Source organism: Weissella confusa (genome assembly GCA_041871065.1).
Classification (GTDB): Bacteria; Bacillota; Bacilli; order Lactobacillales; family Lactobacillaceae; genus Weissella; species Weissella confusa_A.
The window spans coordinates 1,929,374-1,954,256 of record CP168942.1 but is presented as its reverse complement, the minus strand read 5'-3'; the positions used below and the strand labels follow the sequence as shown (position 1 = coordinate 1,954,256).

Below are 24,883 nucleotides of genomic sequence, written 5' to 3'. Positions count from 1 at the left end.
CAACGTGGCCAACGATGTTATTGAAATTTCTGGTGTGGTAAAGGAAACTTTGCCAAATGCCATGTTTACCGTTGAATTGGAAAACGGCGCCGCCATTCTAGCTCACGTGTCAGGGAAGATTCGTAAGAACTTTATCCGCATTTTGCCTGGTGATCGTGTGACGGTTGAAATGTCGCCATATGATTTGACTAAGGGACGTATTACGTACCGCTTTAAGTAGTCAACCATAAAAAATCCAAGGGAGGTAAATACCATGAAGGTTCGTCCATCTGTTAAGCCTATGTGCGATAACTGCAAGGTTATCAAGCGTAACGGTCGTGTGATGGTGATTTGCTCAGCAAACCCTAAGCACAAGCAACGCCAAGGTGCATAATTTGCATTTTGACACAAAAACTTTTTAAATCTTATATAGGAGGTAATCGTAATGGCTCGTATTGCTGGTGTTGATTTGCCTCGCGACAAGCGTGTCGTGATCGCATTGACATATGTATATGGAATCGGTAACGCAACTGCCAAGAAGGTGTTGGAAGAAGCTAAGGTTTCTGAAGACGTACGTGTTCGTGATTTGACGCCCGACCAAGAGGACGCCATCCGTGCCGTCGTAGACGGTATCAAGGTGGAAGGTGACTTGCGTCGCGAAATCTCATTGAACATTAAGGCATTGCAAGAAATTGCATCATACCGTGGTATCCGTCACCGTAAGGGCTTGCCTGTTCGTGGTCAAAACACGAAGAACAATGCCCGTACGCGTAAGGGCCCAGCTGTTGCAATTGCAGGTAAGAAGAAGTAATTCTTAATTTGTAAAGAAAGGAGATTACTTGATTATGGCAGGTCGTACTAATCGTAAGCGTCGTGTAAAGAAGAATATTGAGTCAGGTGTTGCACACATCCACGCAACGTTCAACAACACGATTGTGATGATCACGGACGTTCAAGGTAACGCCGTTGCTTGGTCATCAGCTGGTTCTCTTGGATTTAAGGGTAGCCGTAAGTCAACGCCATTTGCTGCGCAAATGGCTGCTGAGGCTGCTGCCAAGGGTGCTATGGAAAACGGCATGAAGACTGTTGAGGTCACTGTTAAGGGACCTGGTTCAGGTCGTGAAGCCGCTATCCGTGCGTTGGCCGCTGCTGGTTTGGAAGTTACGTCAATTAAGGACGTTACTCCTGTACCACACAACGGTTCACGTCCACCAAAGCGTCGTCGTGTCTAATTGCCAGTTGCAACTAGTTCACACAATGCTTTGAAAGGGGTAACAAACAGTATGCTTGAATTCGAAAACCCAAAGATTACGCTGGTTGAAGAGGATAGCAATTACGGTAAGTTTGTGGTTGAGCCGCTTGAACGTGGTTACGGAACTACTTTGGGTAACTCCCTACGCCGTGTATTGTTGTCTTCATTGCCTGGTGCGGCAATCAATTCAGTACAAATTGATGGCGTTTTGCATGAGTTTTCAACGGTCGAAGGTGTCGTTGAAGATGTAACGCAAATCATCTTGAACCTCAAGAAGGTTTCAATGCGCATCGATAGTGATGAAGCGAAGACGCTCGAAGTTAACGTAACCGGTCCCGCTACTGTGACGGCCGGCGACATCGCTGGAGATAGTGATGTAGAGATCTTGAACAAGGATCTTCACATTGCCACTGTTGCGGCTGGGGCTACGTTGCACATGACTTTGTCTGCAGAACGCGGACGTGGTTATGTGTCAGCGGACCAGAATAAGGAATTGCATGAAGAAATGCCAATTGGCGTTCTAGCAATTGATTCAATCTTTACCCCAATCGAACGCGTAAACTATCAAGTTGAGAACACTCGTGTGGGACAACGTGATGACTTTGACAAGTTGACTTTGGACATCTGGACTGATGGATCATTGACTGCTACTGAAGCTATTTCATTGGCAGCCCGTATCATGTCAGACCACTTGAACTCATTTGTTGAATTGTCAGAACGCGCGGTTAACACACAAGTGATGGTAGACAAGGAAGAAGTACCAACTAGCAAGCATGCCGACACTCCTATTGAAGAGTTGGACTTGTCAGTTCGTTCTTATAATTGTCTCAAAAGGGCCGGGATCAACTCTGTGCAAGAGTTGACGGAGCGTACAGAGACTCAAATGATGTCTGTACGAAACCTCGGTCGGAAATCACTTGACGAAATCCAGGAAAAGCTGGCAGTGCTCGGTTTAGGGTTCCGCAAGGAAGATTAGATTAAACGATAGAATTCCAAGTAAAGGAGGACATACTCATGGGATACCGCAAGTTGGGACGTACTAGCTCACAACGTAAGGCTATGTTGCGTGATTTGACGACTGCTTTGTTGATCAACGGTCGCATTCAAACGACAGAAGCCCGCGCTAAGGAAGTTCGTCGTACTGCAGAGAAGATGATTACGTTGGGTAAGCGTGGTGACTTGGCTTCACGCCGTAAGGCCGCTGCTTTCGTACGTAACGTTGTTGCAGACGTACAAACGACTGAAGATAACAAGGTTAAGGTAGAAACGGCTTTGCAACACTTGTTCAACGATGTTGCACCTCGCTTTGAGGGCCGTGCGGGTGGTTACACTCGTATCTTGAAGACGGTACAACGTCGTGGAGACGCTGCACCAATGGTTATCTTGGAATTGGTTGACTAATTTCATTGGTTAATTAATAAAACAATGAAATCTCTCATGTTACATGGTATAAACCGCTACGATGATGGCTTTAAGCCAAGTCTAGGTTGAATGGCACTTGTGTCGCACCAGTAATGTGTGAGGTTTTTTTGTATACTTTTGTCTTTAAGTCGGTCGGTCCGATTTAAAGGCTTTTTGTTTACCTTGGTGGTTGATGTGTCTATAATGTATGTAAACTTACTGATATTACAGGGGGATTATATTATGAACGCACACATGGATGATAGCATTTTAAATATGACGTTTCATTTGACGCCGGGGAGTCTAACGTCTGATAAAGTTTGGATCAAGGGACAGCGTTATCCATATCGTTGTTTTGATGGGTTGCAGATTGGGGATTCTGTGCGAGTTACCGGGGTTTCAGCGGGCACGGTGGCACTAGAGAAGTTGCAGCGTAACAACTAATATGGCTTATAATTTCGATGATCGTCTCAAGCAAGAAATCATTACCTTAACAGACGATAATTATACGGATGATATGCTAAAACTTAACGGTATTTATTATCAAGTTAACAATCCGTCTCAGTTTAAGATTGGTGATACTGTTATAATTGACGATGTAATAGGTAATAAGGTTATGTTGGTTGAAATGGGGGATAATGATGATCTTATTTAGTGTGTTAATTGTATTGTTGTTAATTATATTGGCGTTTGTTGTGTTTACTGGTATTCGCATCATTCCACAGAACATGGTGGGTATGGTTTCAGTGCTTGGTAAATATCAACGCCAAATTGCGCCTGGTTTGCACGTTGTGATGCCATTCATCACGCGTGTTGACCGTGTTGACTTGGCACAGGTACCCTTGCGCCTAAGCGAGCAAAGTGTCATCTCACGTGATAACGCTGAAGTTATTATTTCATTGTCATTGAACTATCACGTAACGGATCCATACAAGTTTACGTTTGAGAACGCGGACTCAGTAAAGTCGATGGTGCAACAATCACGTGCACATTTGCGAGGCATTATTGGTACGATGGATTTGAACGAAGTCTTGAATGGGACAGAGCGTATTAACGCAGCCCTAAGCAAGGAACTGGGTTCGATTACGGATGCTTATGGTGTAAATGTTGATCGTATTAATATTGATACCATTCAACCAACGCCTGAGATTCAAGAATCAATGAATAAGCAAATCAATGCCACGCGTGAACGTGAAGCTGCGATTGCGCGTGCCGAAGGTGAGGCACGTTCAATCGAGCTAACGACGAAGGCACAGAACGATGCCTTGGTTTCAACAGCTGAAGCTAATGCCAAGGCTGTACGTTTGGCGGCAGATGCTGAGGCATATCGTATCCAAAAGGCAAATGATATTTTGAGTACGGTTGATGCAAACTACTTGGTCGCTCAAAACATTGACGCCTTCAGAGACGTTGCTAAGAGCCCTGCTAACACGGTTATCGTACCGAATACAGCTATTGATGCCCTTGGTGAACTAAAGGTCGCTGGACAGCTTCTAAACACAAATCAAAAGTAAACGAAAAGGCAGCTCGGTTGAGCTGCCTTTTGTTATGCAATTTTCTTCTGGTAAACAACTCCGAGAATAATAAGTGCAATTGTTAAAATAAGAATGTTGGTAATACCACCCATGTTAAACAGGGCATGACCTGGTGCTAGGACTGAAAAGTCGTAGAAACCGTGTGCGAATGCGATGGGTAGTAGCGCCTTTGTCTTTAGATAGATGACCCCGAGGAAAATGCCTAATCCAAATGTAAATAGTACTTGGAATACTAGGGCAATTAAGTTGCCACCTGCAAGGCCATTTACCAAGTGGAATGCAGCGAAGATAAGAGCTGATACAACGATAAGTGCTGTATCACCAACCCCGGCTTTCTTGAAGGATGCAAACAAAGCGCCACGGAAGATGTATTCTTCGGTCAACCCAACCACCAAAGCGCCGATCAGATAAACTACGGCTGTGGTATTCCAGGTAATCCCTTGGGCGATCGTGCTGACAACCGCGTAGAGCAAGTATGGTAATAAGAGTAACCAAGCAAGTCCGGCTTTTGCACCCCACCAACCGATGGCGTAGTGGAAGAGGAGAATATTGAGTAGCGCTAGTGGCAGGAACCACCAGATATCGTTGATTTGTGTCCCAATCGTTGTGCCAAGGCTGCCAAATAAATTTGTCATGAGATTGCTTTTGTCGATGACAATGCCAATCACACCACTAATGAAGAAACCAATGACGAGCCAGATGAGCCACTTTAAAAATGCGATGAATTTCAAAATATGAGCCGCCTTTCTTTACGTATTTGACTTCACTTATTGTACATGGAGAATGGGGAATAACACACGAAAAAAGCCTGGCCTCAACGGATGAGACCAGGCTTAAATTAATTATCCGTGATGTGCACGCTTAGCGAAGAAGTCACCAACGAATTGGATCAACACGATAAGGAGCAAGATGATGATGGTTGCCAACCACATAACGTCGTTTTGGAAACGTTGGTAACCAGTCACGATAGCAGTTGTCCCAAGTCCACCGGCACCGATAGCACCAGCCATGGCTGTCAAACCAACCAAGCTAATCAACGTAACCGTTGAGACACGAATCAATTCTGAACGACCTTCGCGTAGGTAAACGTCAGTAATGATGTCCCAGTTTGTTGCACCAAATGAACGAGCGGCTTCAACCTTACCAGCATCAACCCCCAACAAAGCGACTTGCACTTGGCGAGCGTAGAATGGGAAGACACCCAATGACAATGGCACAAGGGCGGCCGTCGTACCGATTGTGGTACCAACGATTAATTGCGTCAAAGGTGAGAAGGCCACCACCATGATGATAAATGGAATGGCACGGCCGACAGAGACGACCTTATCCAAGATTTGGAATACGGTACGGTTCGGCGTAATACCGTTTTCAGTCGTTAGCACCAAACCAGTTCCGAAAGCAAGCCCAAGCAAGCCACCGAAGAAGGCTGAACCGATGGTCATGTAAATAGTTTGCCAGATGGCAATTCCCCAGCCGTAGTCACCACTCCAGCCAAGTTGATAAACATTTGGAAATGTCGTTTCAATCCAGTGAATCATTAGTTTTGTCCTCCCTTAGCAAGTTCGACAATCTTAACACCGTGATCAGCAAAGCTTGCCTTAGCTGTCGCACGTTGTGAATCAGTTCCCTTGAAGATAGCGATGGCCAAGCCAACCGGCGTCTTCGTCAAGATCTCCATGTTTGAGTACAACAAGTTTGTTGTGACACCGTAGTCGGCGTAAATCGTTGATAGCAATGGTTGTGCCGTATCAGCACCAACATAATCGATTTGCAAAAGCTCTTCATCAGCTGACAATGGTTGCTCAGCCAAAAGCTCATTAACCTTTTCAAGCGCTTCGTCACGGTTAGTGGCCGTGTTAATGAAGTCCTTCGTCAATTGCTTTTGTGGGTTCGTGAAGATTTCAAGCAATGAACCGCGTTCGATGATGGCACCATTTTCCATCACAGCAACCTTGTTAGCAGCTTCCTTAACGGCCTGCATTTCGTGCGTAATCAACACAATGGTCAAACCAAGTTCTTGGTTCAATTGCTTCAACAATGCCAAAATTTGGTTCGTTGTCTTAGGGTCCAAAGCTGATGTGGCCTCGTCAGAAATCAAAATTTCAGGGTCATTAGCCAAGGCACGCGCGATGGCAACACGTTGCTTTTGACCACCAGAAAGTTGAGAAGGGTAGTTCTCAGCGCGGTCAGCCAAGCCAACCAATTCAAGCAATTCATTAACCTTAGCAGCCTTCTCAGCCTTTGAAAGGTTAGAGTGCTTCAATGGTTGTGCAACGTTACCAAACACCGTCAATTCGCTCATCAAGTTGAAGTGTTGGAAGATCATGCCGATCTTCTTACGCTCATCACGTAATTGCGCAGGGCTCAACGTTGTCATTTCAGTACCGTTCACCAAAACAGAACCTGAAGTAGGGCGTTGCAACAAGTTAATCGTACGCACTAGCGTTGACTTACCGGCCCCAGAATAACCAACGATTCCGTAGATATCACCTTTTTCAATTGTGATAGATTCGTTTTGAACCGCCACAATTTCTCGATTCTTTTGCTTAAATGTCACGTTGACATCAGTTAGTTGAATAACAGCCATTAAAATCTCTCCTTATTAATATCGATATGTATCACCGCTCGTGAAAGCGGTGGGGGTGAAGTTGATTACTTCAATGTGATGTCCCAAGCTGGAATTTCAGCTTGTCCCCAAGTCTTCTTCAAGTAGTCCTTAGTAGCCTTTGTTTGGTAGGCCTTAACAACTTGCTTGTAAATCTTCTTGTTAGCGTTCTTCTTTGAAGCAGCGATGATGTTGATCCACTTCTTTGAGTCCTTGTTAACCGGCTCAACGTAGATTGCTGAGCTCAACTTCAACTTAGCTTGTTGTGCGTAGTTCGTGTTGATAACCGCACCATCAACTGACTTCAATGATGAAGGTGTTTGGTCAGCAGCCACTTCCTTGATGTCCAAGTCCAACTTGTTCGTCTTGATATCCTTGACCGTTGGCATATCAACGCCCTTCTTCAAGGTAATCAAACCAGCTGATTGCAACAACGTCAATGCACGCGCTTCGTTAGTTGCGTCGTTAGGAACGGCGATTGAATCACCCTTCTTGAACTTCTTCACTGACTTGTACTTTTCTGAGTACAAACGGATTGGCGTGATGAAAGTCTTACCAATTGCCTTAACTGAGTTCTTGTTTGACTTGTTCCAGTTTTCCAAGAAGTAGTAGTGTTGGAATGAGTTCAAGTCCAATGAACCATCAGCAACAGCCTTGTTAGGTTGGTTGTAGTCCGTGAAGACCTTTGTCTTAATCGTGATACCGTACTTCTTCTTAGCCGTCTTAGCAACTTCTTCCCAAACGCCCTTGTCAGACGTTCCGACGATACCAACCGTCACAGTCTTTGAATCAGCTGAAACAGCCGTAGCAGGCAAAACAACAGATGCAGTCAACGCTGCGGCAGCTACCGCAACACCAGTCTTAAATACCTTGTTCATAAATAAATCTCCCAAATAATTAAAGTTCATGTCCCATATCAATAATGTGTTAGTTCTAAACAGGTGAGTAGAAAAAGAAAAAACTCGTTTCCAAATGACCATTCAAATAAATTGATGATCAAATAGAAACGAGTCTTCGTGTTACCATTCTACTTCATCTGGAGCGTTGCCACTCCAGACCTTAACAACGAGCGGGCAGTGAGCGAGATGATGCTTTGCCGATTCGTGTGTCTTGTAACGTAGACCAATCCGTCGTTAGCTTACAGACTTGCTGCTCACCAACGCCAATCACAGGCCATTTTCAGATACAATCCACATAACAACTCACACCGAACGTTGTCTCTCTTTGATGCTTCAGGTAACTTACTTTCCTGCTCAACTTGTTTAAAACTTATAAAATGCTTGATTTGTATATTAACTGATTCTGAGAAACGTGTCAACAGGAAAAGTTACTTTGTTTCCAAACGGTCTTGGCGAACGAAGAACCAAACGAAGGCCAATAGGATTGGCGCACCGAATAGTGTGTAGTCACCAATCATCAAACCAAGGAAGTGGGCAATGATCGCTGCCCCTAAGAATGAGGCGATAACCAAACCAACGTTACGCGTCTTCACGAATTGTGACTTATCGTGATTCAAGAAGCCATTTGCCAATGTGGCACCGAACGTCTTCAAGTTACCAGTACTCAAAACCGTGGCGTAAGGCATACCACGCAACTTACTGAAGGTATCCGCTTGCATGGCCATGAAGATTGCCAAGACACTTAGCACAATCAATGAGTTCACGCGGGCTAGCTCAAGGAAGGCAACGAATAGAACGCCAAGCAACTCGATGAAGACTGAACGTTCTTCCCATTGCACTTCATTCTTGAATGAAGCCTTCTTGATGATTTGGTTCAAAACTGCGCCAACGAAGAAGGCGATGACTGGCCAGAAAAACAAACTAGCTGCATGCCACTTACCAGACGCAACGTTAATACCAAGTTGCAATAGGTTACCACTTTGGAAACTTGCAAAGCGGTTATCGTGAAAGGCGAAGGTATATGAGTCGATGTAACCGGCTGTACCGGCTAGCAACATACCTACACGGAGAGACTCCTTATAAGGAAACTTTTGTTCTGCCATGAACAAATTCACCAGCTTTCTACATATTAAAATTAAATAATTCCAAATAACAGTATACAACTTACTTTAGAGCAGTGCTAAAAAAGTGTGCTGGCGTTTAGGAAGCTGAATTGTGGTAAAATATAGGGCATATATACTTACGAAAGTTAGGGAGACGAACGTCATGACAATGGCATTTCCGGATGACAGTTTGGCATTGCACACAGATGCTTACCAACTATCAATGATGCAAACGTATTTTAAGAAGGGCATTCATGAACGCAAGGCCGTTTACGAAATGTACTTCCGCAAGATGCCTTTCAAAAATGGTTACGCGGTTTTCGCTGGACTAGAGCGTTTGGTTGAATACTTGAAGGGACTTCATTTTTCAGAAAGTGACATCGCGTACCTTCGTGAGACCGGTGAGTTCGACGAAGACTTCATGGACTACTTGAAGGATTGGCGTTTTAAGGCAACAGTTCGTGCACCGCGTGAAGGTGAAGTGGTCTTTAACAACGAGCCAATCTTGCAAGTTGAAGGAAGCGTTTTTGATGCACAATTGGTGGAAACGCCACTATTGAACATCGTTAACTACCAAACGTTGATTGCCACGAAGGCCTCACGTATCCGTTCAGTTGTCGGTGATCAAACGCTGATGGAATTCGGAACTCGTCGTGCCCAAGAAATGGATGCGGCCCTGTGGGGAACGCGTGCGGCTTATATCGGTGGGTTTAACGCAACGTCAAATGTGCGCGCCGGTAAGCTATTTGGTATTCCAATTTCTGGTACACACGCCCACAGTTTGGTGCAAGTTTACCGTAATGACTATGAAGCCTTTAAGGCATATGCCGAGACGCACAAGGATGTCGTATTCCTAGTTGATACGTACGATACATTGCGTTCTGGTGTGCCATCAGCAATCCGTGTTGCCAAGGAAATGGGCGACAAGATTAACTTTATCGGTGTCCGCATCGACTCAGGTGACTTGGCTTACGTTTCAAAGGGTGTCCGCAAGATGCTTGATGAAGCCGGTTTCCCAGATGCCAAGATTGTGGCATCAAATGATTTGGATGAAGAAACAATTACGAGTTTGAAGTTGCAAGGGGCTAAGATTGATACTTGGGGTATCGGTACGAAGTTGATTACGGCTTATGACCAACCAGCATTGGGTGGTGTTTATAAGGTTGTTTCAGTGGAGAATGAAAACGGTGAGATGGTGGATACCATTAAGATTTCAGGAACGGCTGAGAAGATTTCAAACCCTGGTAAGAAGCAAGTTTGGCGCATTACACGTAACTCTGACGGTAAGTCACAAGGTGATTATGTTGCCCTTTGGGATGAAGATCCACGTGAGTTGCCAGATGGTTTGTACATGTTCCATCCAAACTACCCATACTTGAATAAGACGGTTGTTGATTATACGGCCCGTCCAATCTTGCAAAATGTGTTTGTGGATGGTGAATTGGTCTATGATTTGCCAGCTTTGAATGATATTCGTGATTACACAGCTGAGCACATTGAATCACTATGGTCTGAGTACCGTCGTGATTTGAACCCACAAGAATACCCAGTCGACTTGTCACAAGCCGCTTGGGATCACAAGATGAATTTGATTAAGGAGCTCCGTGAATACGTCTCTGAAGTCGCAAAAGAATACGAAGAGAATTAGGAGCGTCATCATGCGTGATTTGCAAAAGAAGATTATTGATACGTTGGGTGTCCAAGCAACCATTGACCCTGAAACGGAATTCCGTCGTTCAGTGGACTTGTTGAAGGCTTACCTTAAGAAGACTGGGATGAAGACGTTGGTTTTGGGAATCTCAGGTGGTCAAGATTCAACGCTTGCTGGTAAGATGTCACAAACCGCAGCTGAAGAGTTGCGTGCTGAGACTGGGGATGCGGACTACAAGTTTGTGGCTATGCGTTTGCCATACAACGCCCAAGCTGATGAGCAAGATGCTTTGGATTCAATTGCTTGGCAACAAGCTGACCAAACGATTCGTGTAAACATCGAAGACTCTGTTCAAGGTGTGGTCAAGCAACTTGAAGCAGCCGGTGTGACGGTGTCAGACTTTAACAAGGGTAACATCAAGGCCCGTGAGCGTATGATTGCGCAATACGGTGTTGCTGGTGCGATGCACGGTGTTGTCGTAGGAACTGATCACGCTGCTGAAGCTTTGGCTGGTTTCTACACGAAGTTTGGTGACGGTGCGGCTGATATCACGCCATTGTACCGTTTGAACAAGCGCCAAGGCCGTCAAATCTTGGCTTACTTGGGTGCACCTGAACACTTGTACCAAAAGACGCCAACGGCTGATTTGGAAGAAGACCGTCCAGCGTTGCCTGACGAAGTGGCATTGGGTGTCACTTACGATGCAATTGATGACTATCTAGAAGGTAAGGATGTTGCCGAGAAGGATGCCATCCAAATCGAGAAGTTGTTTACGACAACTGAGCACAAGCGCCAATCACCAGTCACTGTTTTCGATGAGTGGTGGAAGTAAAACGTTATAAGAATTGAGACCTGTTTCCGGCTGGGAACAGGTCTTTTTTTGTAACGAAAATGTATTGTGTATATTTTGACAATCTCCAAAATGATAAAACCCTAATGTAACAGAACGTTAGGTTGTTGGTTACGAATGTATAGGAATAAAATTGCGTCTAAAAATGTGTATTTAAATTAATGAAACGGCGTCCTATAGTTATCTTTTAATCATTATTCACTATTAGTTAGGAATAAATATTCATTTGACGTTTGTATTTATTTTTCCGATAATAGACACAAGAAATAATGGGTAATGTTCGTATACTAACGAAATGTTACCAAAAAGGGGTATTGGAATGGGGTCTATTAAGTTATCAGACGCGTTTGTCGCCGAAACAATTGCGAACATTAAGCCACACTGGGGAACGTTGGGTTGGGTAACCTACAAGCGTACGTATGCACGTTGGAATGATGCGGCGGGCCGTACGGAAGAATGGCATGAGACAGTGAAGCGTGTAGTCGAAGGAAACATCAACTTGGATCCACGTTTGCAAGAAGGAACAGCATCAGTTGAGGATATTGATGCGCTACAAATCGAAGCCGAAGAATTGTTCCGTGCGATTTATTCATTGTCTGCAACACCATCTGGTCGTAACTTGTGGATTTCAGGTACGCCTTATCAAGAGGCGCACGGGGATGCGTTGAACAACTGCTGGTTTGTGGCAATGCGCCCACAAGCATACGGTGAGAGTCACATCGTGCCACCATATGCAGATAAGCAAGAAATCATGGCCTCAATGCCATTTGCTTTCTTGTTCGACCAATTGATGAAGGGTGGCGGTGTTGGTGTTTCTGTGACACAAAAGAACTTCGCGCAAATGCCGGCAGTTGCCCAAACAGTTGATGCAACTATCGTGATTAACCCTGAAGCTGATGCGTATGAAGAGGCTCGTATTGCTGGTGCTGATAACGCAACTGAAATTATGGTTGGGGATGCCGATGTTGTGACAGTGCCTGACACACGTGAAGGTTGGGTCTTGATGACGGCTGATTTGATTGATCGCCACTTCCGTCAAGATATGAAGCGCGCTGTGGTTTATGATATTTCAGCTATCCGTGCTAAGGGCGCTAAGATCAAGGGCTTCGGTGGTGTTGCTTCTGGTCCAGCACCATTGATTGAATTGATTCAAGATGTGAACGACTTGTTGAACGACACGTTGGGTGAGCACTTGTCATCGGTTGATTGCACGGACATCGCCAACTTGATTGGTAAGACAGTTGTTTCTGGTGGTGTGCGTCGTTCTGCAGAAATCGCGCTTGGGGATGCCGATGATGCAGCCTTCGTTGCGATGAAGCAAGACAAGGAAAAGCTCTACCACCACCGTTGGGCATCTAACAATTCTGTTTTCGTAACGGCTGATGACACAGCTCAATACGATGACATCGCCGCAGCCATTGCTGAAAATGGTGAGCCTGGGGTTGTAACTTGGACTTGTTGCGTAACTACGGCCGTTTGGCGGATGGTGAGTAACCAGGAATTGATGCCGATGTTGAAGGAACGAACCCATGTGGTGAAATTTCGTTGGCTAATGGTGAAGCCTGCAATTTGTTTGAGGTATTCCCGAACGTTGCGATGGAACAAGGATTTGATCCTGCTCGTATCGTTGCATTGGGAGCCCGCTTTGCAAAGCGTGTGACATTTAGCCCATATGATTGGGAGATTTCACGTCAAATCATTAACAAGAACCGTCGTATCGGGGTGTCTTTGTCAGGTATCCAAGATTGGGTTTTGACGTCATTCGGTGCCCCTGTTGTGACGGGCTGGGATGGTGATACACCAATCTACAACCAAGAGTTGATTAATGAAGTTGACCGTTTGTACCATGCGGTTAAGGAAGCTGATGCACAATACTCAGCAACGCTGCACTGCAACCCATCAGTGAAGTGCACAACGGTTAAGCCATCAGGTACGGTTTCAAAGTTGACGGGTGTTTCAGAAGGTATGCACTTTAACTACGCTGACCACTTGATTCAACGCATTCGTTTCCAAGATACGGATCCATTGTTGAAGGCGTTGCAAGCTGCTCGTTACCATATCGAGCCAGATGTATACTCAGAAAACACGATGGTTGTGGAGTTCCCAGTTAAGGCTGCTTCAGCTGATTATCCTGGCTTTAAGTCAGCAGGTGAAGTCAGTGTTGCCGAGCAATTGGCGAACCAAGCCTTCTTGCAAAAGTACTGGGCTGACAATTCAGTTAGCTGCACGATTACGTTCCAAGAGGATGAGAAGCCACTGTTGGCTAAGATGTTGCGCCAATACGCCCCACAAATTAAGTCAACGTCAATGTTGCCTTACTCAGGACACGGCTTTGCGCAAGCGCCAAAGGAGCCAATTTCAGCTGAAGATTATGCTGAACGTTCAGTATCAGTATTCGGTGATGTACAAGCGGTTTACGAAGCGCTACACAGTGAAGATAAGTTGATGGACTTGGTTGATTCAAGTGATTGTGAGACGGGTGCATGCCCAATTAAGTAACGCAGGAGCAGAGAGATGCGAGTGATTAATAAAGTTTTGATGTTGTTGATTGCGCTAGTTTTGATTATTGGTGCGACATTGTTCGGTATGCAGCATTGGCAAAGTCGAACAGATGCCCAAACAACGCAAGCAAAGACAGAACGTCATGTGACAATGGTTGTGAAGCATGATGATAAAGAGAAGACGTTCAAAGTGACGTTGAAAAAGGGTGAAACGCTTTTGGATTTGGCCCAAAACGAGAAGCGTGAGCCAAAGATGTCAGTGACGGCCGACGGGTTTATCACTGAAATTGATGGTCGTGCCCAAAATCAAGTGAAGAACCAATACTGGGTTTATACGGTAAATGGAAAGCAAACCAGTGAAGCGCCCGCTGATTTGAAGTTGCATTCCGGTGATCGTATTACCTTTGAGTTGAAGCAGTTCTAATGACAAAAACGCTACATTGGGTGGCGATGACAGGCGTGTTGACGGCCGTGATGGTTGTCGCGCGCCTGTTCGTGCATCCGTGGCCAAACGTGACCCCGTTCACTGCTTTGGTCATTCTTGTTGCTTGGTATTTTGGCTGGCGCATTGCCTTGCCAGCAACAAGTCTTGCCGTGATTTTAACGGGATTGTTGTTGGGGATGCACCCAGTCGTTGTGGTGCAAATAATTTTGTATGCCGGATTAGTCTTGATTACCAGCGGCAGTCGGCATATTGCTGATGAAAAAAGCATGGCGTTGATTGTTGGCTTAGTCTTTTGCTTAACTTACGGTTTTTGGACGACAATTTTGCAAGCACCATTCTTATTTGGTGGCTTTAATTGGCCGGCAATTTGGAGTTATTGGCTGGCCGGATTATCGTTTGATTTCGTTCATTGTGTGGCGACGTTTGTGTGCGTGATAGCGCTATTTCATCCGTTTTCTCGGATACTGATGATGTATCAAAAAATACCGCAAAAAACTTGACTTACTATGATAAAATAAGTGTGATGCATTAGGGGAATATGATAATTAAATTATTGCCTGTTCACCTAACTGTAAGCATATTGTTTAGGGATTTTTTGCCGTCATGTTACCATTGGCTTATACAAACTAAAAGGGGTAAATCACAATGATGAAGACGTTCAACACGATGAGCTTGCAAAAGGAAGATTTCAAGCCCATCAACGAGAAGACGATCAACATGTACGTTTGCGGACCTACTGTCTACAACTACATCCACATCGGTAACGCACGTTCTGCGATTGCGTTCGACACTATTCGTCGCTACTTCGAGTACCGCGGATACGAAGTTAACTATGTTTCTAACTTCACTGACGTTGATGACAAGATGATTGCTGCTGCTGCTGAACAAGGAATTACGGTTCCTGAATTGGCCGACAAGTACATCGATGCCTTCAACGAAGACACAGCACCATTGAACATCAAGCCTGCAACTGTTCGCCCTCGTGCAACTGAGCACATTCCTGAGATTATCGAGTTCGTTGAGGACTTGATCAAGAAGGGTTACGCTTACGAGTCTGAAGGTGACGTTTACTTCCGTGCTAAGAAGTTCAAGGGTTACGGTATTTTGGCTCACCAAGATTTGGCTGAGATGGAATCTAACGCTGCTGGTCGTTTGGATGACGGTGAATTGGCACGTAAGGAAGACCCAATGGACTTTGCTGTCTGGAAGGGTGAGAACGGCGATGGTGCCATTGCTTGGAACTCACCTTGGGGTAAGGGACGTCCTGGATGGCACATCGAGTGCTCAGTGATGTCAACGAAGTACTTGGGAAACCACTTGGACATCCACGGTGGTGGAATTGACTTGGCTTTCCCACACCACACGAACGAAATTGCACAAACTGAAGCTCACACTGGTGAGAAGTTCGTTGAGAAGTGGTTGCACAACGGATTCGTAACGGTTGGTGATGAAAACGAGAAGATGTCAAAGTCTTTGGGTAACTTCACGACTGTTCACGAATTGTTGCAACAAATCGATGATCCAATGGTTTTGCGTTTCTTCATGGCAACGACGCAATACCGTCGTCCAATTGCTTACTCACAAAAGAACATGGACTTGGCTGCCCGTAACTTGGAGCGTATCCGCACTGGTTACCGCAACTTGCAATTCCGTTTGGGATCAGCAGTTGACGGTTCAGATGCAGATATCGAAGCAAAGGCACAAGAAAAGGTTGATGCCTTTGTAGAGGCCATGGACGATGACTTCAACGCACAAAACGCTATGACGGCGGTTTATGAGTTGATTGAATTGGCAAACTTGTACTCACAAGCTGAAGAAGTTAAGGCTGACACGGTTAACTTTGTCTTGAAGCAAATCAAGGACTTGATGAACGTGTTTGGTGTTGACGGTTTGGAGCAAGCACCTTTGTTGGATGCAGATGTTGATGCATTGATCAAGGAACGTGATGCTGCCCGTGAGACGTCAAACTTTGCTCGTTCAGATGAAATTCGTGACGAGTTGGCTGCTCGTGGCATTATCCTAGAAGATACGCCACAAGGAACACGCTGGCGTCGTGCATAATTAATAGTTTTTGAAACAGTCACTTGGCTTATTGCTGGGTGGCTGTTTTTTGATGGTTGTTTTTCTAATCGATTTTTAATAAAACTATTGAACTTTTGCGTGGGTGGGGTTATTGTGTACGCATGCAGAGGGGGAATTTATTATGACGAAATTGGCGATTGTAACAGGTGCTGGTCAGGGAATTGGTGAAAGTATCGCCTTCCGATTGGCAAAAGATGGGTTTGCGATTGGTGTTGCAGACATCAATACCGTTACTGGAGAAGAAGTTGCCCACGCGCTGATTGAAGCTGGCTATCAGGCTAAGTTTTATCAGATTGATGTGGCGCACCGGGATGAGGTGTTCCAACTGGTTGACCAGGTAGTGTCTGACTTAGGTGAGTTGGCTGTGTATGTGAATAATGCCGGGATTGCAGTGATTGATTCGTTTGTTGATGCTGATCCGGTTGATGTTGAACGGATTCTTGATGTGAACCTAAAGGGCACTTACTGGGGGATTCAAACCGCGGCGACGCGCTTTAAGCAACAAGGACATGGTGGGCGTATTGTGAACGCTGCCTCGCTGGCTGGTGTGGAGGCATCAGCGTTACAAAGTGCCTATTCGGCATCAAAGTTTGGTATTCGTGGCTTAACGCAATCGGCTGCCAAGGAATTGGCGGCGGATCAAATTACAGTTAACGCCTACAACCCCGGCGTAGTACGCACACCGTTGCGGGATGCGATTGATGAGCGAACGGCGGCGATTAAGCAGGTGACGGTGCCTGAACAACAAGCAAACGTTTTAACTGAAATTGCCTTGGGGCGTGAAGCGACGCCGGCTGATGTTGCTGAAGTTGTCGCCTGGTTTGCGTCACCAGCAGCCGCTTATATTACAGGGCAATCTATCATGGTTGATGGCGGCATGGAGTTTCTCTAATTTATTTTTAATAAAACTATTGACGTTTTTTAATTTTAGTTTTAAGATACAAACATCGACTAGGAAGAGATAAGTACTTTTCAAGCGTCGCCCAGAGAGTTAATGGTTGGTGTGAATTAACGGACGCGCGAATTGGAAAATGGTCTTGGAGTCTTAATGACGTGAGCAAAGTGTTAGCGTCACTCGGGTGCGCCCGTTATCGCGCTTAGGTATCGTCGGCATACGACCGTACTGAAAGAGGATGGTTCCTATTTTTGAGGACCATTGAACCCGGGTGGTAACACGTGAAAAAGTCCCGTAGCTGTAGTGGCTACGGGACTTTTTTGTTTACGGATAGTTGAAGAAAGTGAGGAAGGAACGATGCAATATCTATGTGTCACCGCTCACCGATGTCTTTTTGTTGGTGAGGGGCTTGGTCAAAGTCGAATGTGATTTTTTGGAACTGGCAGTGGGCCAGACAAAATGACAGCTACGACAGATTAAGTTTTAAACAACAGGAGATTAGAAATTATGACAGTAGGAACTAAGGTACGTTATCACTTTGACCAGGTTGGATCATATCTACGTCCAGCAGCATTGAAGCAAGCTCGTGCAGATTACGCGGCCGGGACAATCGACCGTGAGACACTCATTCAAGTGCAACATGACGAAATTCATGATTTGGTGGTTCACCAACATGAAGTTGGATTGAAGGATGTCACGGATGGTGAATTTGCCCGTTCGTGGTGGCACCTCGACTTTTTGTGGGGACTCACCGGGGTTGACCGATACACGCAAGAAGATTCATACAAATTCCACGGTGAGAAAACGCGAACGGATAACGTGCAATTGACTGGCAAGATTGCCTTTAATCCAGACCATCCATTCTTTGCAGACTTCGCCTACCTGAAGTCAATTGCGCCAGAGGGGACTGAACCTAAGTCAACGATTCCAGCACCGACGCTTCTCTTCCGCGATGGTCGTTCAGACCGGGCCTTAGAGTTTTATGACACATGGGAAGATTACTTGGATGATTTGGCGCAAGCGTACCATGATACGTTGCAACGCTATTATGATTTGGGCAGTCGCTATGTCCAACTAGATGATACGACCTGGGCCTTCTTGATTAGTAAGTTGAACGAGTTCAAGAATGATCCGGCTGAGCGTGCTAAGTATGAAAAGATTGCGACGGACAGCGTTTATGTCATTAACAAGGCGTTGGATGGTTTGCCAGAAGATTTTAAAATCTCAACGCACATCTGCCGAGGTAACTTCAAGTCAACGTATCTCTTCGAAGGTGGTTATGCACCAGTAGCGAAGTACCTTGGGCAGTTGCACTATGACACCTACTTCTTGGAATATGATGATGCCCGCTCAGGTGACTTTGAGCCCTTGCCTGAAATTTGGCAAGGTCGTGAAGATGTCACGATTGTGTTGGGCTTGGTGACAAGCAAGTCACCTAAGCTTGAGTCAACCGAGGCGATTAAGAATCGCATTGCTGACGCAGCTAAACTAATTCCGCTTGAAAACTTAGCGCTATCGACGCAATGTGGCTTTGCTTCCACGGAAGAGGGAAATGCGTTGACGGAACAAGAAGAATGGACAAAGTTATCATTCATCAAGCACATTGCGGATGAAGTTTGGGGGTAGGCGAAATGGTTAAGAGATTGGGAATTGTGATTGCTGGGGTTGTCCTGACTGGGACGTTGTTAGCGACAACGACGTCAATTCAGGCGGCGACGGTTAAAAAGGTGACGGTTGGATCGGTCACTGGAGATGCTGAAATTTGGCGTCATATTGCCGACTCATCGGCAGCGAAAAAGGCGCATGTGCAAATTAAGGTGAAAGAATTTACAGATGGGGGAACCTTAAATAAGGCGACGGCTTCGGGTGAAGTCGATGTGAATGCCTTTCAGTCCTATGACTATTTCCATGCGTTCAATAAGCAGACCGATACGGAGAAGCTAGCTGCGCTCGGCACAACTTATATTGAGCCGATGGGTGTGTACTCAAAGGATTATCACAAAGTAAGCGACATTCCGGATGGTAGCACAATTGCGATTGCGCGTGATAACGCCAATGCAGCTCGTGGTCTGCGCTTGCTTGCTAACGCTGGTTTGATTAAGTTGAAGGCAAACTTCTCAGCCTTGTCAGGGGTGGCTGATATTGCTGACAATCCACATCATTTTAAGTTCAAGGAAATTGATGACACAACTGGGGTGTCACTGGTTAAGCAAGATGACTCAGTGGCAGCGGTGCTAATTTCAAATTCAGTTTCACAAGCCGGTGGTTTGAATGTTTTGAAGGATTCAATTTATCATGAGTCAATTAACTCAGGCACGATTGGTAACATCAACATTTTGGCAACGCGTGAATCACAAGCCAATAACAAGACGTACAAGAAGCTTGTGGCACTATATCGTGACCCAGCAGTACAAAAGTGGATTAAGAATCAATACCACGGCACAAAGGTTGAAGTAAAGAAGCCTGTATCTTATTTGGAGGGAAAATAACATGGCAGAAGTTGAAAGTTTTACACTTGATCACACAAAAGTTAAAGCACCATATGTGCGTTTAATTGAAGAGCAAGCTGGCCCAGCTGGTGGTGCGATTGCAAATTACGATTTGCGCTTGGTGCAACCGAATGAAACGTCGATTGAGACGGCCGGTATTCACACGTTGGAGCACCTATTTGCGAGCCTGGTTCGCGATGAATTGGATGGCATTATTGATATTTCACCATTCGGATGTCGTACGGGCTTTCATGTTATTAGTTGGCAAACGTATACGCCAACACAACTTGCGGAAACATTCACCCGCGTGTTGCGCAAGATTCGTGATGAGATTACTTGGGATGATGTGCCCGCAACAACGATTCGTGAGTGCGGTAATTTCAAGGATCACAGCCTTCACTCGGCTAAGGCGTGGGCGGCGATTATCTTGGAACAAGGATTGTCAGATGATCCATTTGTTCGTCACGTTGTAGAAGCATAATAAGTAAAACCAGGTCATTGACCTGGTTTTTCTGTTATTATAGTAAGCATGAATGAGAAGATTAATTATGAGCAATTGAATGGCTTGGATTTGGCTTATTATGGGGATGCGGTGTATGAAGTGTACATTCGTCAACATTTGCTAGCTAAAGGGATTACTAAGCCAGCCCGTTTGCAACGTGAATCAAAGAATTATGTGTCAGCTAAGGCGCACGCTGCTTTGTTTGCGTTGATGGAAACGGATGACCTATTGACTGAAGAAGAGATGGCCTACTTTAAGCGTGGGCGTAATGCAAATTCACATACGAAGGCAAAGAATACGGACGTGGTAACGTACCGTATTTCAACTGGATTTGAGGCGCTAATTGGCTACTTGGCAGCGAGTGACCAACAAGCCCGTTTGGATGAAATTATTGCCTGGGTTTATGAACAAGTAGAAAGTGGACGAACGAGAGCAAATGGCACAACAAAGTAATAACCGAAACAAGCGCGATCGTGGTGGTAAGCCAGAGCGCAATAATAATCGTCGCGGAGCAGACCGCCGCTTTAACGACCGTGACCGTCAACCACGTGCAAAGCGTGCAGAACGACCAGAATCAGACCAAGAGGATATTGCAGCGCAAACTGAATTCGTGTTTGGTCACCACGCTTCTGTTGAAGCGTTGAAGGGTGAAACGGAAATCAACAAGGTTTGGCTACAAACTGGTTTGACAGACAAAATCCGTAATGAAGTCATGACGCTTGCTAAGAAGCGTGGCTTGGTCATCCAAGATGCGCCTAAGGCTAAGCTTGATGAATTGACAGATGGTCAAAATCACCAAGGTGTCGTGTTATCAATTGCTGCATATGCATATGCAACGATTGATGATTTGTTTGCCAAGGCGGCTGAAAAGGATGAAGCACCATTCTTCTTGGTGTTGGATTCAATTGAAGATCCTCACAACTTGGGATCAATCTTGCGAACGGCGGATGCGGCTGGTGTACACGGTATTATCATTCCAAAGCGTCGTGCGGTGCAATTGACATCAGTTGTTGCTAAGACGTCTACAGGAGCAATTGAGCACGTGCCAGTTGCGCGTGTTACTAACTTGGTTCAAACGGTTGAACAATTGAAGGAACGCGGTTTGTGGGTCTTTGGAACGGACATGGATGGTAAGGATTACCGTCGCTGGGACGCTGCTGGGCCAACTGCACTTATCATCGGTAATGAAGGCAAGGGTATTTCACCATTGTTGAAGAAGACGGTTGATGAGACGTTGACGATTCCAATGGTTGGTCACGTCCAAAGTTTGAATGCTTCAGTGGCAGCTAGTTTGCTTATCTATCAAGCATTTAATAGCCGCAACCCACTATAGAATAAATGTTACGCACAAAGGTACTGTCTCAATGAAGTGAGAGAGTACCTTTTTTGCATAATCGTGGCATAGCCTCTGGCTTGTGGCATTGTATGGAATAAGACAACCTACGAGGAGGGCCTGAATGATGGTGAAGTGTGTGCCGGACAATATAGAAGACATCATGAAAGACGCACGGGATGGGGATGCGGTCGCATTGACCACACTCAGTAGTCAGTTAAATGGTTTGATTTGGCGCGAATATGCACGTCAAGATTCACGAATAAAGTCGAGCGACTGGTATTCAGAAGCCCAGTATGTGTTATATCGTGCCTTGGCGTCGCTAAGATTCTTTACCTGGCCGACGTTAGTGAGTTATTACGAAAAGGCACTGCGACACCATGCCCAGCAAATTTGGCGACTTGAGTATCGCGTCGACGCATCATTTGAGACCGTTGCAATGGAAGATGAGAAGCGCGCGAATGGCGGGCGACTGGAAGAGAACACGGTGATATATTACGAAGAAAAGCAGCACATTAAAACGTCACTGCAAGCGGTATTGTCAAACTTGACGCCAAAAGAACGGCAATTTTTGAAGTTATGGATATCGGGATACAAGGTCGAGGAGTGCGCTGAAATATTGCATCGTTCAAAATCGTGGGGGTATTTAATGCGTCGCCAGATCCAGATTAAACTTTCCGTTGAGTTGTATGATGACTGAGATTGGCGATTGTGGTATAGTTAACAATAGATTAAATGAGAAAATAGATAGAGCGGAGACACATTATGGCAGCAAAGAAAGTCGCTTTAGCGTGCAGTGTCTGCGGATCACGAAACTATATGGTAACGAAGAAGCCAAATCGTCTTGAGCGTCTTGAAGTTATGAAGTTTTGCAAGTTCTGCGGACAACACACAATGCACCGCGAGACGATGTAAGCACCAGGTCGGCTAAACCGTTCTGGATACAGGAGTACATGACATGAAGTTTTTGGCTAGTGTTGTTGCGGAAATGAAGAAGGTTACTTGGCCTACTTTGAGTGAAAACGTCCGTGACACTTCAATTGTTTTGATGACTGGTTTGTTTTTCGCCGTTTTGTTCGGTGGCGCTGACTGGGTATTTGAGCAAGGGGTTACTTGGTTGTCTAAGTAAGCCGGTTGCGATATAATAAAAATATCGAAACGCAGATAATAAAACCCTCAGTCATGAGGGTTTTTAATTTACAAAAATTACAGGTATAACCTGAGGAGGCAATCATGGCAGTTGAGTCATACGATAAGCAATGGTACGTTTTGCACACATACGCTGGTTACGAGAACAAGGTTAAGGCCAACTTGGAATCACGTATCGAAACGATGGGGATGACTGACTACATCTTCCGCGTTATCGTGCCTGAACAAGAAGTTGAAGTTGAGAAGGACGGCGAGACGAAGATCATCAAGGAAAATGATTTCCCAGGTTATGCCTTGGTTGAGATGATTATGACTGACGAAGCTTGGTATGTTGTCCGTAACACACCAGGTGTTACTGGTTTCTTGGGTTCTCACGGTGGTGGTTCAAAGCCAGTTTCATTGTTGCCTGATGAAGTTGACGACATGTTGCAACGTATGAACATCGTTGAGCGTAAGGTAACTGAGCTTAACGTTGAAGTTGGTGAGACGGTTAAGATCGTTGCTGGTTCATTTGCAGGTATGCAAGGTGAAGTAACGGCTATCGATAACGACAAGCAAGAAGTAACGGTTTTGGTTGACTTCTTGGGTCGCGAAACACCAACTGAAATCTCATTTAACGATGTTCAACCATTGATTTAATGGGAAACAACGAAAATTAAGAATATTTAGTGAACGCCTGACTTGTCAAAAGTCAGGCGTTTTGTTATTATAATCTGGTATGTGTGGCAACACGCATATGTGGGAGGCGTAAATCGAAACGCGCCATTACACCACAAACACGAAGGAGGAAACAATCGTGGCTAAGAAAGTTTCAAGCATTGTTAAGTTGCAGATTCCGGCCGGTAAGGCTACCCCTGCACCTCCAGTTGGACCTGCTTTGGGTCAAGCTGGTGTTAACATCATGGGATTCGCAAAGGAGTTTAACGCTCGCACTGCCGACCAAGGTGGTTTGTTGATCCCAGTAGTTATTACTGTATATGAAGATCGTTCATTCGAATTCATCACTAAGACGCCTCCAGCAGCAGTTTTGTTGAAGAAGGCAGCCGGTGTTGAAAAGGGTTCTGGTGAGCCTAACACGAAGAAGGTCGCTACGGTTACTGCAGCACAAGTACGTGAAATTGCAGAAACTAAGATGCAAGATCTAAACGCGGCTGACGTTGATGCAGCTGTTCGCATGATCGAAGGTACTGCTCGTTCAATGGGCTTCACTGTTGAAGGCTAATTAACGGGTTCCGTACGGATCGCGTAGGAAACTAAGCATGATCAAGCGGGAGGTCAATGACCGTTTGACCGCATTTGCAAGGAGGAATAGCTACCATGGCTAAGAAGTATGGTAAGAAGTATTTGGCAGCCGCTGAAAAGATCGACAGTGCTAAGTTGTACACTGTTGAAGAAGCTGCCCAATTGGTAAAGGACATCGACTTTGCCAAGTTTGATGCAACTGTTGAAATCGCGTTCAACTTGAACGTTGATACTCGTCAAGCTGACCAACAATTGCGTGGTGCCGTTGTTTTGCCTAACGGTACTGGTAAGGACCAAACTGTTGTGGTCTTTGCTCAAGGTGATAAGGCTAAGGAAGCTGAAGAAGCTGGTGCTGACGTAGTTGGTGCTGCTGACTTGGTTCAACGCATTTCTGACGGTTGGTTGGACTTTGACGTTGCCATTGCTACGCCTGACATGATGGCCCAAGTTGGTCGTGTTGGACGTGCATTGGGTCCTAAGGGATTGATGCCTAACCCTAAGACGGGAACTGTTACGTTTGACGTAGCTAAGGCCGTTACTGACGCTAAGTCAGGTAAGGTTACTTACCGTACTGACCGTGACGGAAACGTTGCTGTACCAGTTGGTAAGGTATCATTTGACGCCGACAAGCTTGCTGGAAACATCAAGTCATTGTCAGACGTTATCTTGAAGGCTCGTCCTGCCGCTGTTAAGGGTGCATACGTAAAGCACGTATCAATCGCTTCAACGTTCGGACCTGCTGTTAACATCGATATCGCTTCTTTGTAATTTAGAATTTTTCTAGATCAAAGTTAGCTTTTCATGTTGACACTTCCTCGACTACCTGATAAAGTAGTTCGAGTAATAAATCGATTCTACCTAAGACGCAGGTGTCGTAAGACTTAATAACCCGCCGAGGAAGTGAAAAACGCGTAAGCGACTTTTGACCCCCGGTGCAGTATGTACTGGGGGTCTTTTGGTACGAATCAAA

The 24,883-nt window shown here is 45.4% G+C and carries 30 protein-coding genes, 1 pseudogene and 2 other annotated features; of the genes and pseudogenes, 26 read left to right on the top strand and 5 right to left on the bottom strand.

Annotated elements, in window-relative coordinates; genetic code table 11:
• Positions 1–4: 4 nt before the first annotated feature.
• The 8 genes from infA (at position 5) to ACAW68_09440 (ending at position 4,146) form a co-directional block, all read left to right on the top strand.
• Positions 5–220 (top strand): translation initiation factor IF-1, encoded by a 216-nt coding sequence (gene infA, locus ACAW68_09475; protein ID XGA15680.1) that lies wholly within the window; start codon positions 5–7, stop codon positions 218–220.
• A gap of 33 nt (positions 221–253) precedes the next feature.
• Complete coding sequence (gene rpmJ / locus ACAW68_09470) at positions 254–373, top strand: 50S ribosomal protein L36 (protein XGA15679.1); 120 nt, start codon at positions 254–256, stop codon at positions 371–373.
• 51 nt (positions 374–424) lie between these two features.
• Entirely contained in the window at positions 425–790 is a 366-nt protein-coding gene (rpsM, locus tag ACAW68_09465) for a 30S ribosomal protein S13 (GenBank protein ID XGA15678.1), read from the top strand.
• Positions 791–824: 34 nt separating this feature from the next.
• Positions 825–1,211 (top strand): 30S ribosomal protein S11, encoded by a 387-nt coding sequence (rpsK, locus tag ACAW68_09460; GenBank protein XGA15677.1) that lies wholly within the window; start codon positions 825–827, stop codon positions 1,209–1,211.
• A 51-nt stretch (positions 1,212–1,262) separates the two neighbouring features.
• Positions 1,263–2,207 carry a DNA-directed RNA polymerase subunit alpha gene (locus ACAW68_09455; protein XGA15676.1) on the top strand — a complete coding sequence of 315 codons (945 nt, stop codon included), beginning with the start codon at positions 1,263–1,265 and terminating at the stop codon, positions 2,205–2,207.
• Positions 2,208–2,245: 38 nt separating this feature from the next.
• A complete protein-coding gene (rplQ, locus tag ACAW68_09450; GenBank protein XGA15675.1) occupies positions 2,246–2,632 on the top strand; it encodes a 50S ribosomal protein L17 in 387 nt (128 codons plus the stop codon).
• Between the two features lie 243 nt (positions 2,633–2,875).
• Positions 2,876–3,076 (top strand): hypothetical protein, encoded by a 201-nt coding sequence (locus ACAW68_09445; protein ID XGA15674.1) that lies wholly within the window; start codon positions 2,876–2,878, stop codon positions 3,074–3,076.
• A 194-nt stretch (positions 3,077–3,270) separates the two neighbouring features.
• A complete protein-coding gene (locus ACAW68_09440; GenBank protein ID XGA15673.1) occupies positions 3,271–4,146 on the top strand; it encodes an SPFH domain-containing protein in 876 nt (291 codons plus the stop codon).
• A gap of 32 nt (positions 4,147–4,178) precedes the next feature.
• Here the strand turns inward: ACAW68_09440 and ACAW68_09435 are convergent, their stop codons facing one another.
• From ACAW68_09435 to ACAW68_09415, 5 genes are all read right to left on the bottom strand, one after another.
• On the bottom strand, positions 4,179–4,898 hold the full coding sequence (locus ACAW68_09435) for a lysostaphin resistance A-like protein (protein XGA15672.1): 720 nt from the start codon (positions 4,896–4,898) through the stop codon (positions 4,179–4,181).
• Between the two features lie 111 nt (positions 4,899–5,009).
• A complete protein-coding gene (locus ACAW68_09430) occupies positions 5,010–5,705 on the bottom strand; it encodes a methionine ABC transporter permease (protein ID XGA15671.1) in 696 nt (231 codons plus the stop codon).
• Positions 5,705–6,754 (bottom strand): methionine ABC transporter ATP-binding protein, encoded by a 1,050-nt coding sequence (locus ACAW68_09425; GenBank protein ID XGA15670.1) that lies wholly within the window; start codon positions 6,752–6,754, stop codon positions 5,705–5,707. Before ACAW68_09425 ends, ACAW68_09430 begins: the two co-directional genes overlap by 1 nt.
• Positions 6,755–6,819: 65 nt before the next feature.
• Positions 6,820–7,650, bottom strand: coding sequence for a MetQ/NlpA family ABC transporter substrate-binding protein (locus tag ACAW68_09420; protein XGA15669.1), 831 nt, complete (start codon positions 7,648–7,650; stop codon positions 6,820–6,822).
• A gap of 121 nt (positions 7,651–7,771) precedes the next feature.
• Positions 7,772–8,038: a binding site (T-box leader), on the bottom strand.
• A gap of 61 nt (positions 8,039–8,099) precedes the next feature.
• On the bottom strand, positions 8,100–8,774 hold the full coding sequence (locus ACAW68_09415) for a YoaK family protein (GenBank protein ID XGA15668.1): 675 nt from the start codon (positions 8,772–8,774) through the stop codon (positions 8,100–8,102).
• Between the two features lie 163 nt (positions 8,775–8,937).
• Between ACAW68_09415 and ACAW68_09410 the strand changes: the two genes are divergently transcribed.
• The 18 genes and pseudogenes from ACAW68_09410 (at position 8,938) to rplA (ending at position 24,681) form a co-directional block, all read left to right on the top strand.
• Positions 8,938–10,422, top strand: a complete 1,485-nt coding sequence (locus tag ACAW68_09410) for a nicotinate phosphoribosyltransferase (protein XGA15667.1) — start codon at positions 8,938–8,940, stop codon at positions 10,420–10,422.
• Between the two features lie 10 nt (positions 10,423–10,432).
• On the top strand, positions 10,433–11,257 hold the full coding sequence (nadE, locus tag ACAW68_09405) for an ammonia-dependent NAD(+) synthetase (protein XGA15666.1): 825 nt from the start codon (positions 10,433–10,435) through the stop codon (positions 11,255–11,257).
• A 337-nt stretch (positions 11,258–11,594) separates the two neighbouring features.
• Positions 11,595–13,774: pseudogene (gene nrdJ, locus ACAW68_09400) on the top strand (ribonucleoside-triphosphate reductase, adenosylcobalamin-dependent).
• Between the two features lie 15 nt (positions 13,775–13,789).
• Positions 13,790–14,200: a DUF4430 domain-containing protein gene (locus ACAW68_09395; protein ID XGA15665.1), complete on the top strand. Its 411-nt coding sequence runs from the start codon at positions 13,790–13,792 to the stop codon at positions 14,198–14,200.
• A complete protein-coding gene (locus tag ACAW68_09390; GenBank protein XGA15664.1) occupies positions 14,200–14,721 on the top strand; it encodes a hypothetical protein in 522 nt (173 codons plus the stop codon). Before ACAW68_09395 ends, ACAW68_09390 begins: the two co-directional genes overlap by 1 nt.
• 145 nt (positions 14,722–14,866) lie before the next feature.
• The gene (gene cysS, locus ACAW68_09385) at positions 14,867–16,282 is read left to right on the top strand and encodes a cysteine--tRNA ligase (protein XGA15663.1); all 1,416 of its coding nucleotides are present in this window, start codon (positions 14,867–14,869) and stop codon (positions 16,280–16,282) included.
• Positions 16,283–16,424: 142 nt separating this feature from the next.
• Positions 16,425–17,195, top strand: coding sequence for an acetoin reductase (locus tag ACAW68_09380; protein XGA15662.1), 771 nt, complete (start codon positions 16,425–16,427; stop codon positions 17,193–17,195).
• 510 nt (positions 17,196–17,705) lie between these two features.
• On the top strand, positions 17,706–18,824 hold the full coding sequence (locus tag ACAW68_09375; GenBank protein XGA15661.1) for a vitamin B12 independent methionine synthase: 1,119 nt from the start codon (positions 17,706–17,708) through the stop codon (positions 18,822–18,824).
• A gap of 5 nt (positions 18,825–18,829) precedes the next feature.
• A complete protein-coding gene (locus tag ACAW68_09370) occupies positions 18,830–19,687 on the top strand; it encodes a MetQ/NlpA family ABC transporter substrate-binding protein (protein ID XGA15660.1) in 858 nt (285 codons plus the stop codon).
• Position 19,688: 1 nt separating this feature from the next.
• Positions 19,689–20,168: an S-ribosylhomocysteine lyase gene (locus tag ACAW68_09365; GenBank protein ID XGA15659.1), complete on the top strand. Its 480-nt coding sequence runs from the start codon at positions 19,689–19,691 to the stop codon at positions 20,166–20,168.
• A gap of 48 nt (positions 20,169–20,216) precedes the next feature.
• Positions 20,217–20,642: a Mini-ribonuclease 3 gene (locus tag ACAW68_09360; protein ID XGA15658.1), complete on the top strand. Its 426-nt coding sequence runs from the start codon at positions 20,217–20,219 to the stop codon at positions 20,640–20,642.
• Complete coding sequence (gene rlmB, locus ACAW68_09355) at positions 20,626–21,522, top strand: 23S rRNA (guanosine(2251)-2'-O)-methyltransferase RlmB (GenBank protein ID XGA15657.1); 897 nt, start codon at positions 20,626–20,628, stop codon at positions 21,520–21,522. Before ACAW68_09360 ends, rlmB begins: the two co-directional genes overlap by 17 nt.
• Before the next feature lie 124 nt (positions 21,523–21,646).
• On the top strand, positions 21,647–22,222 hold the full coding sequence (locus ACAW68_09350; GenBank protein XGA15656.1) for a hypothetical protein: 576 nt from the start codon (positions 21,647–21,649) through the stop codon (positions 22,220–22,222).
• A gap of 65 nt (positions 22,223–22,287) precedes the next feature.
• Positions 22,288–22,437 carry a 50S ribosomal protein L33 gene (gene rpmG / locus ACAW68_09345; GenBank protein XGA15655.1) on the top strand — a complete coding sequence of 50 codons (150 nt, stop codon included), beginning with the start codon at positions 22,288–22,290 and terminating at the stop codon, positions 22,435–22,437.
• A gap of 43 nt (positions 22,438–22,480) precedes the next feature.
• Positions 22,481–22,651: a preprotein translocase subunit SecE gene (secE, locus tag ACAW68_09340; GenBank protein XGA15654.1), complete on the top strand. Its 171-nt coding sequence runs from the start codon at positions 22,481–22,483 to the stop codon at positions 22,649–22,651.
• A gap of 104 nt (positions 22,652–22,755) precedes the next feature.
• The gene (gene nusG, locus ACAW68_09335) at positions 22,756–23,310 is read left to right on the top strand and encodes a transcription termination/antitermination protein NusG (GenBank protein XGA15653.1); all 555 of its coding nucleotides are present in this window, start codon (positions 22,756–22,758) and stop codon (positions 23,308–23,310) included.
• A gap of 157 nt (positions 23,311–23,467) precedes the next feature.
• Positions 23,468–23,893: a 50S ribosomal protein L11 gene (gene rplK / locus ACAW68_09330; protein ID XGA15652.1), complete on the top strand. Its 426-nt coding sequence runs from the start codon at positions 23,468–23,470 to the stop codon at positions 23,891–23,893.
• Positions 23,894–23,988: 95 nt separating this feature from the next.
• Complete coding sequence (rplA, locus tag ACAW68_09325; GenBank protein XGA15651.1) at positions 23,989–24,681, top strand: 50S ribosomal protein L1; 693 nt, start codon at positions 23,989–23,991, stop codon at positions 24,679–24,681.
• A gap of 71 nt (positions 24,682–24,752) precedes the next feature.
• Positions 24,753–24,879 (top strand) — a sequence feature (ribosomal protein L10 leader region).
• Positions 24,880–24,883 lie beyond the last annotated feature (4 nt).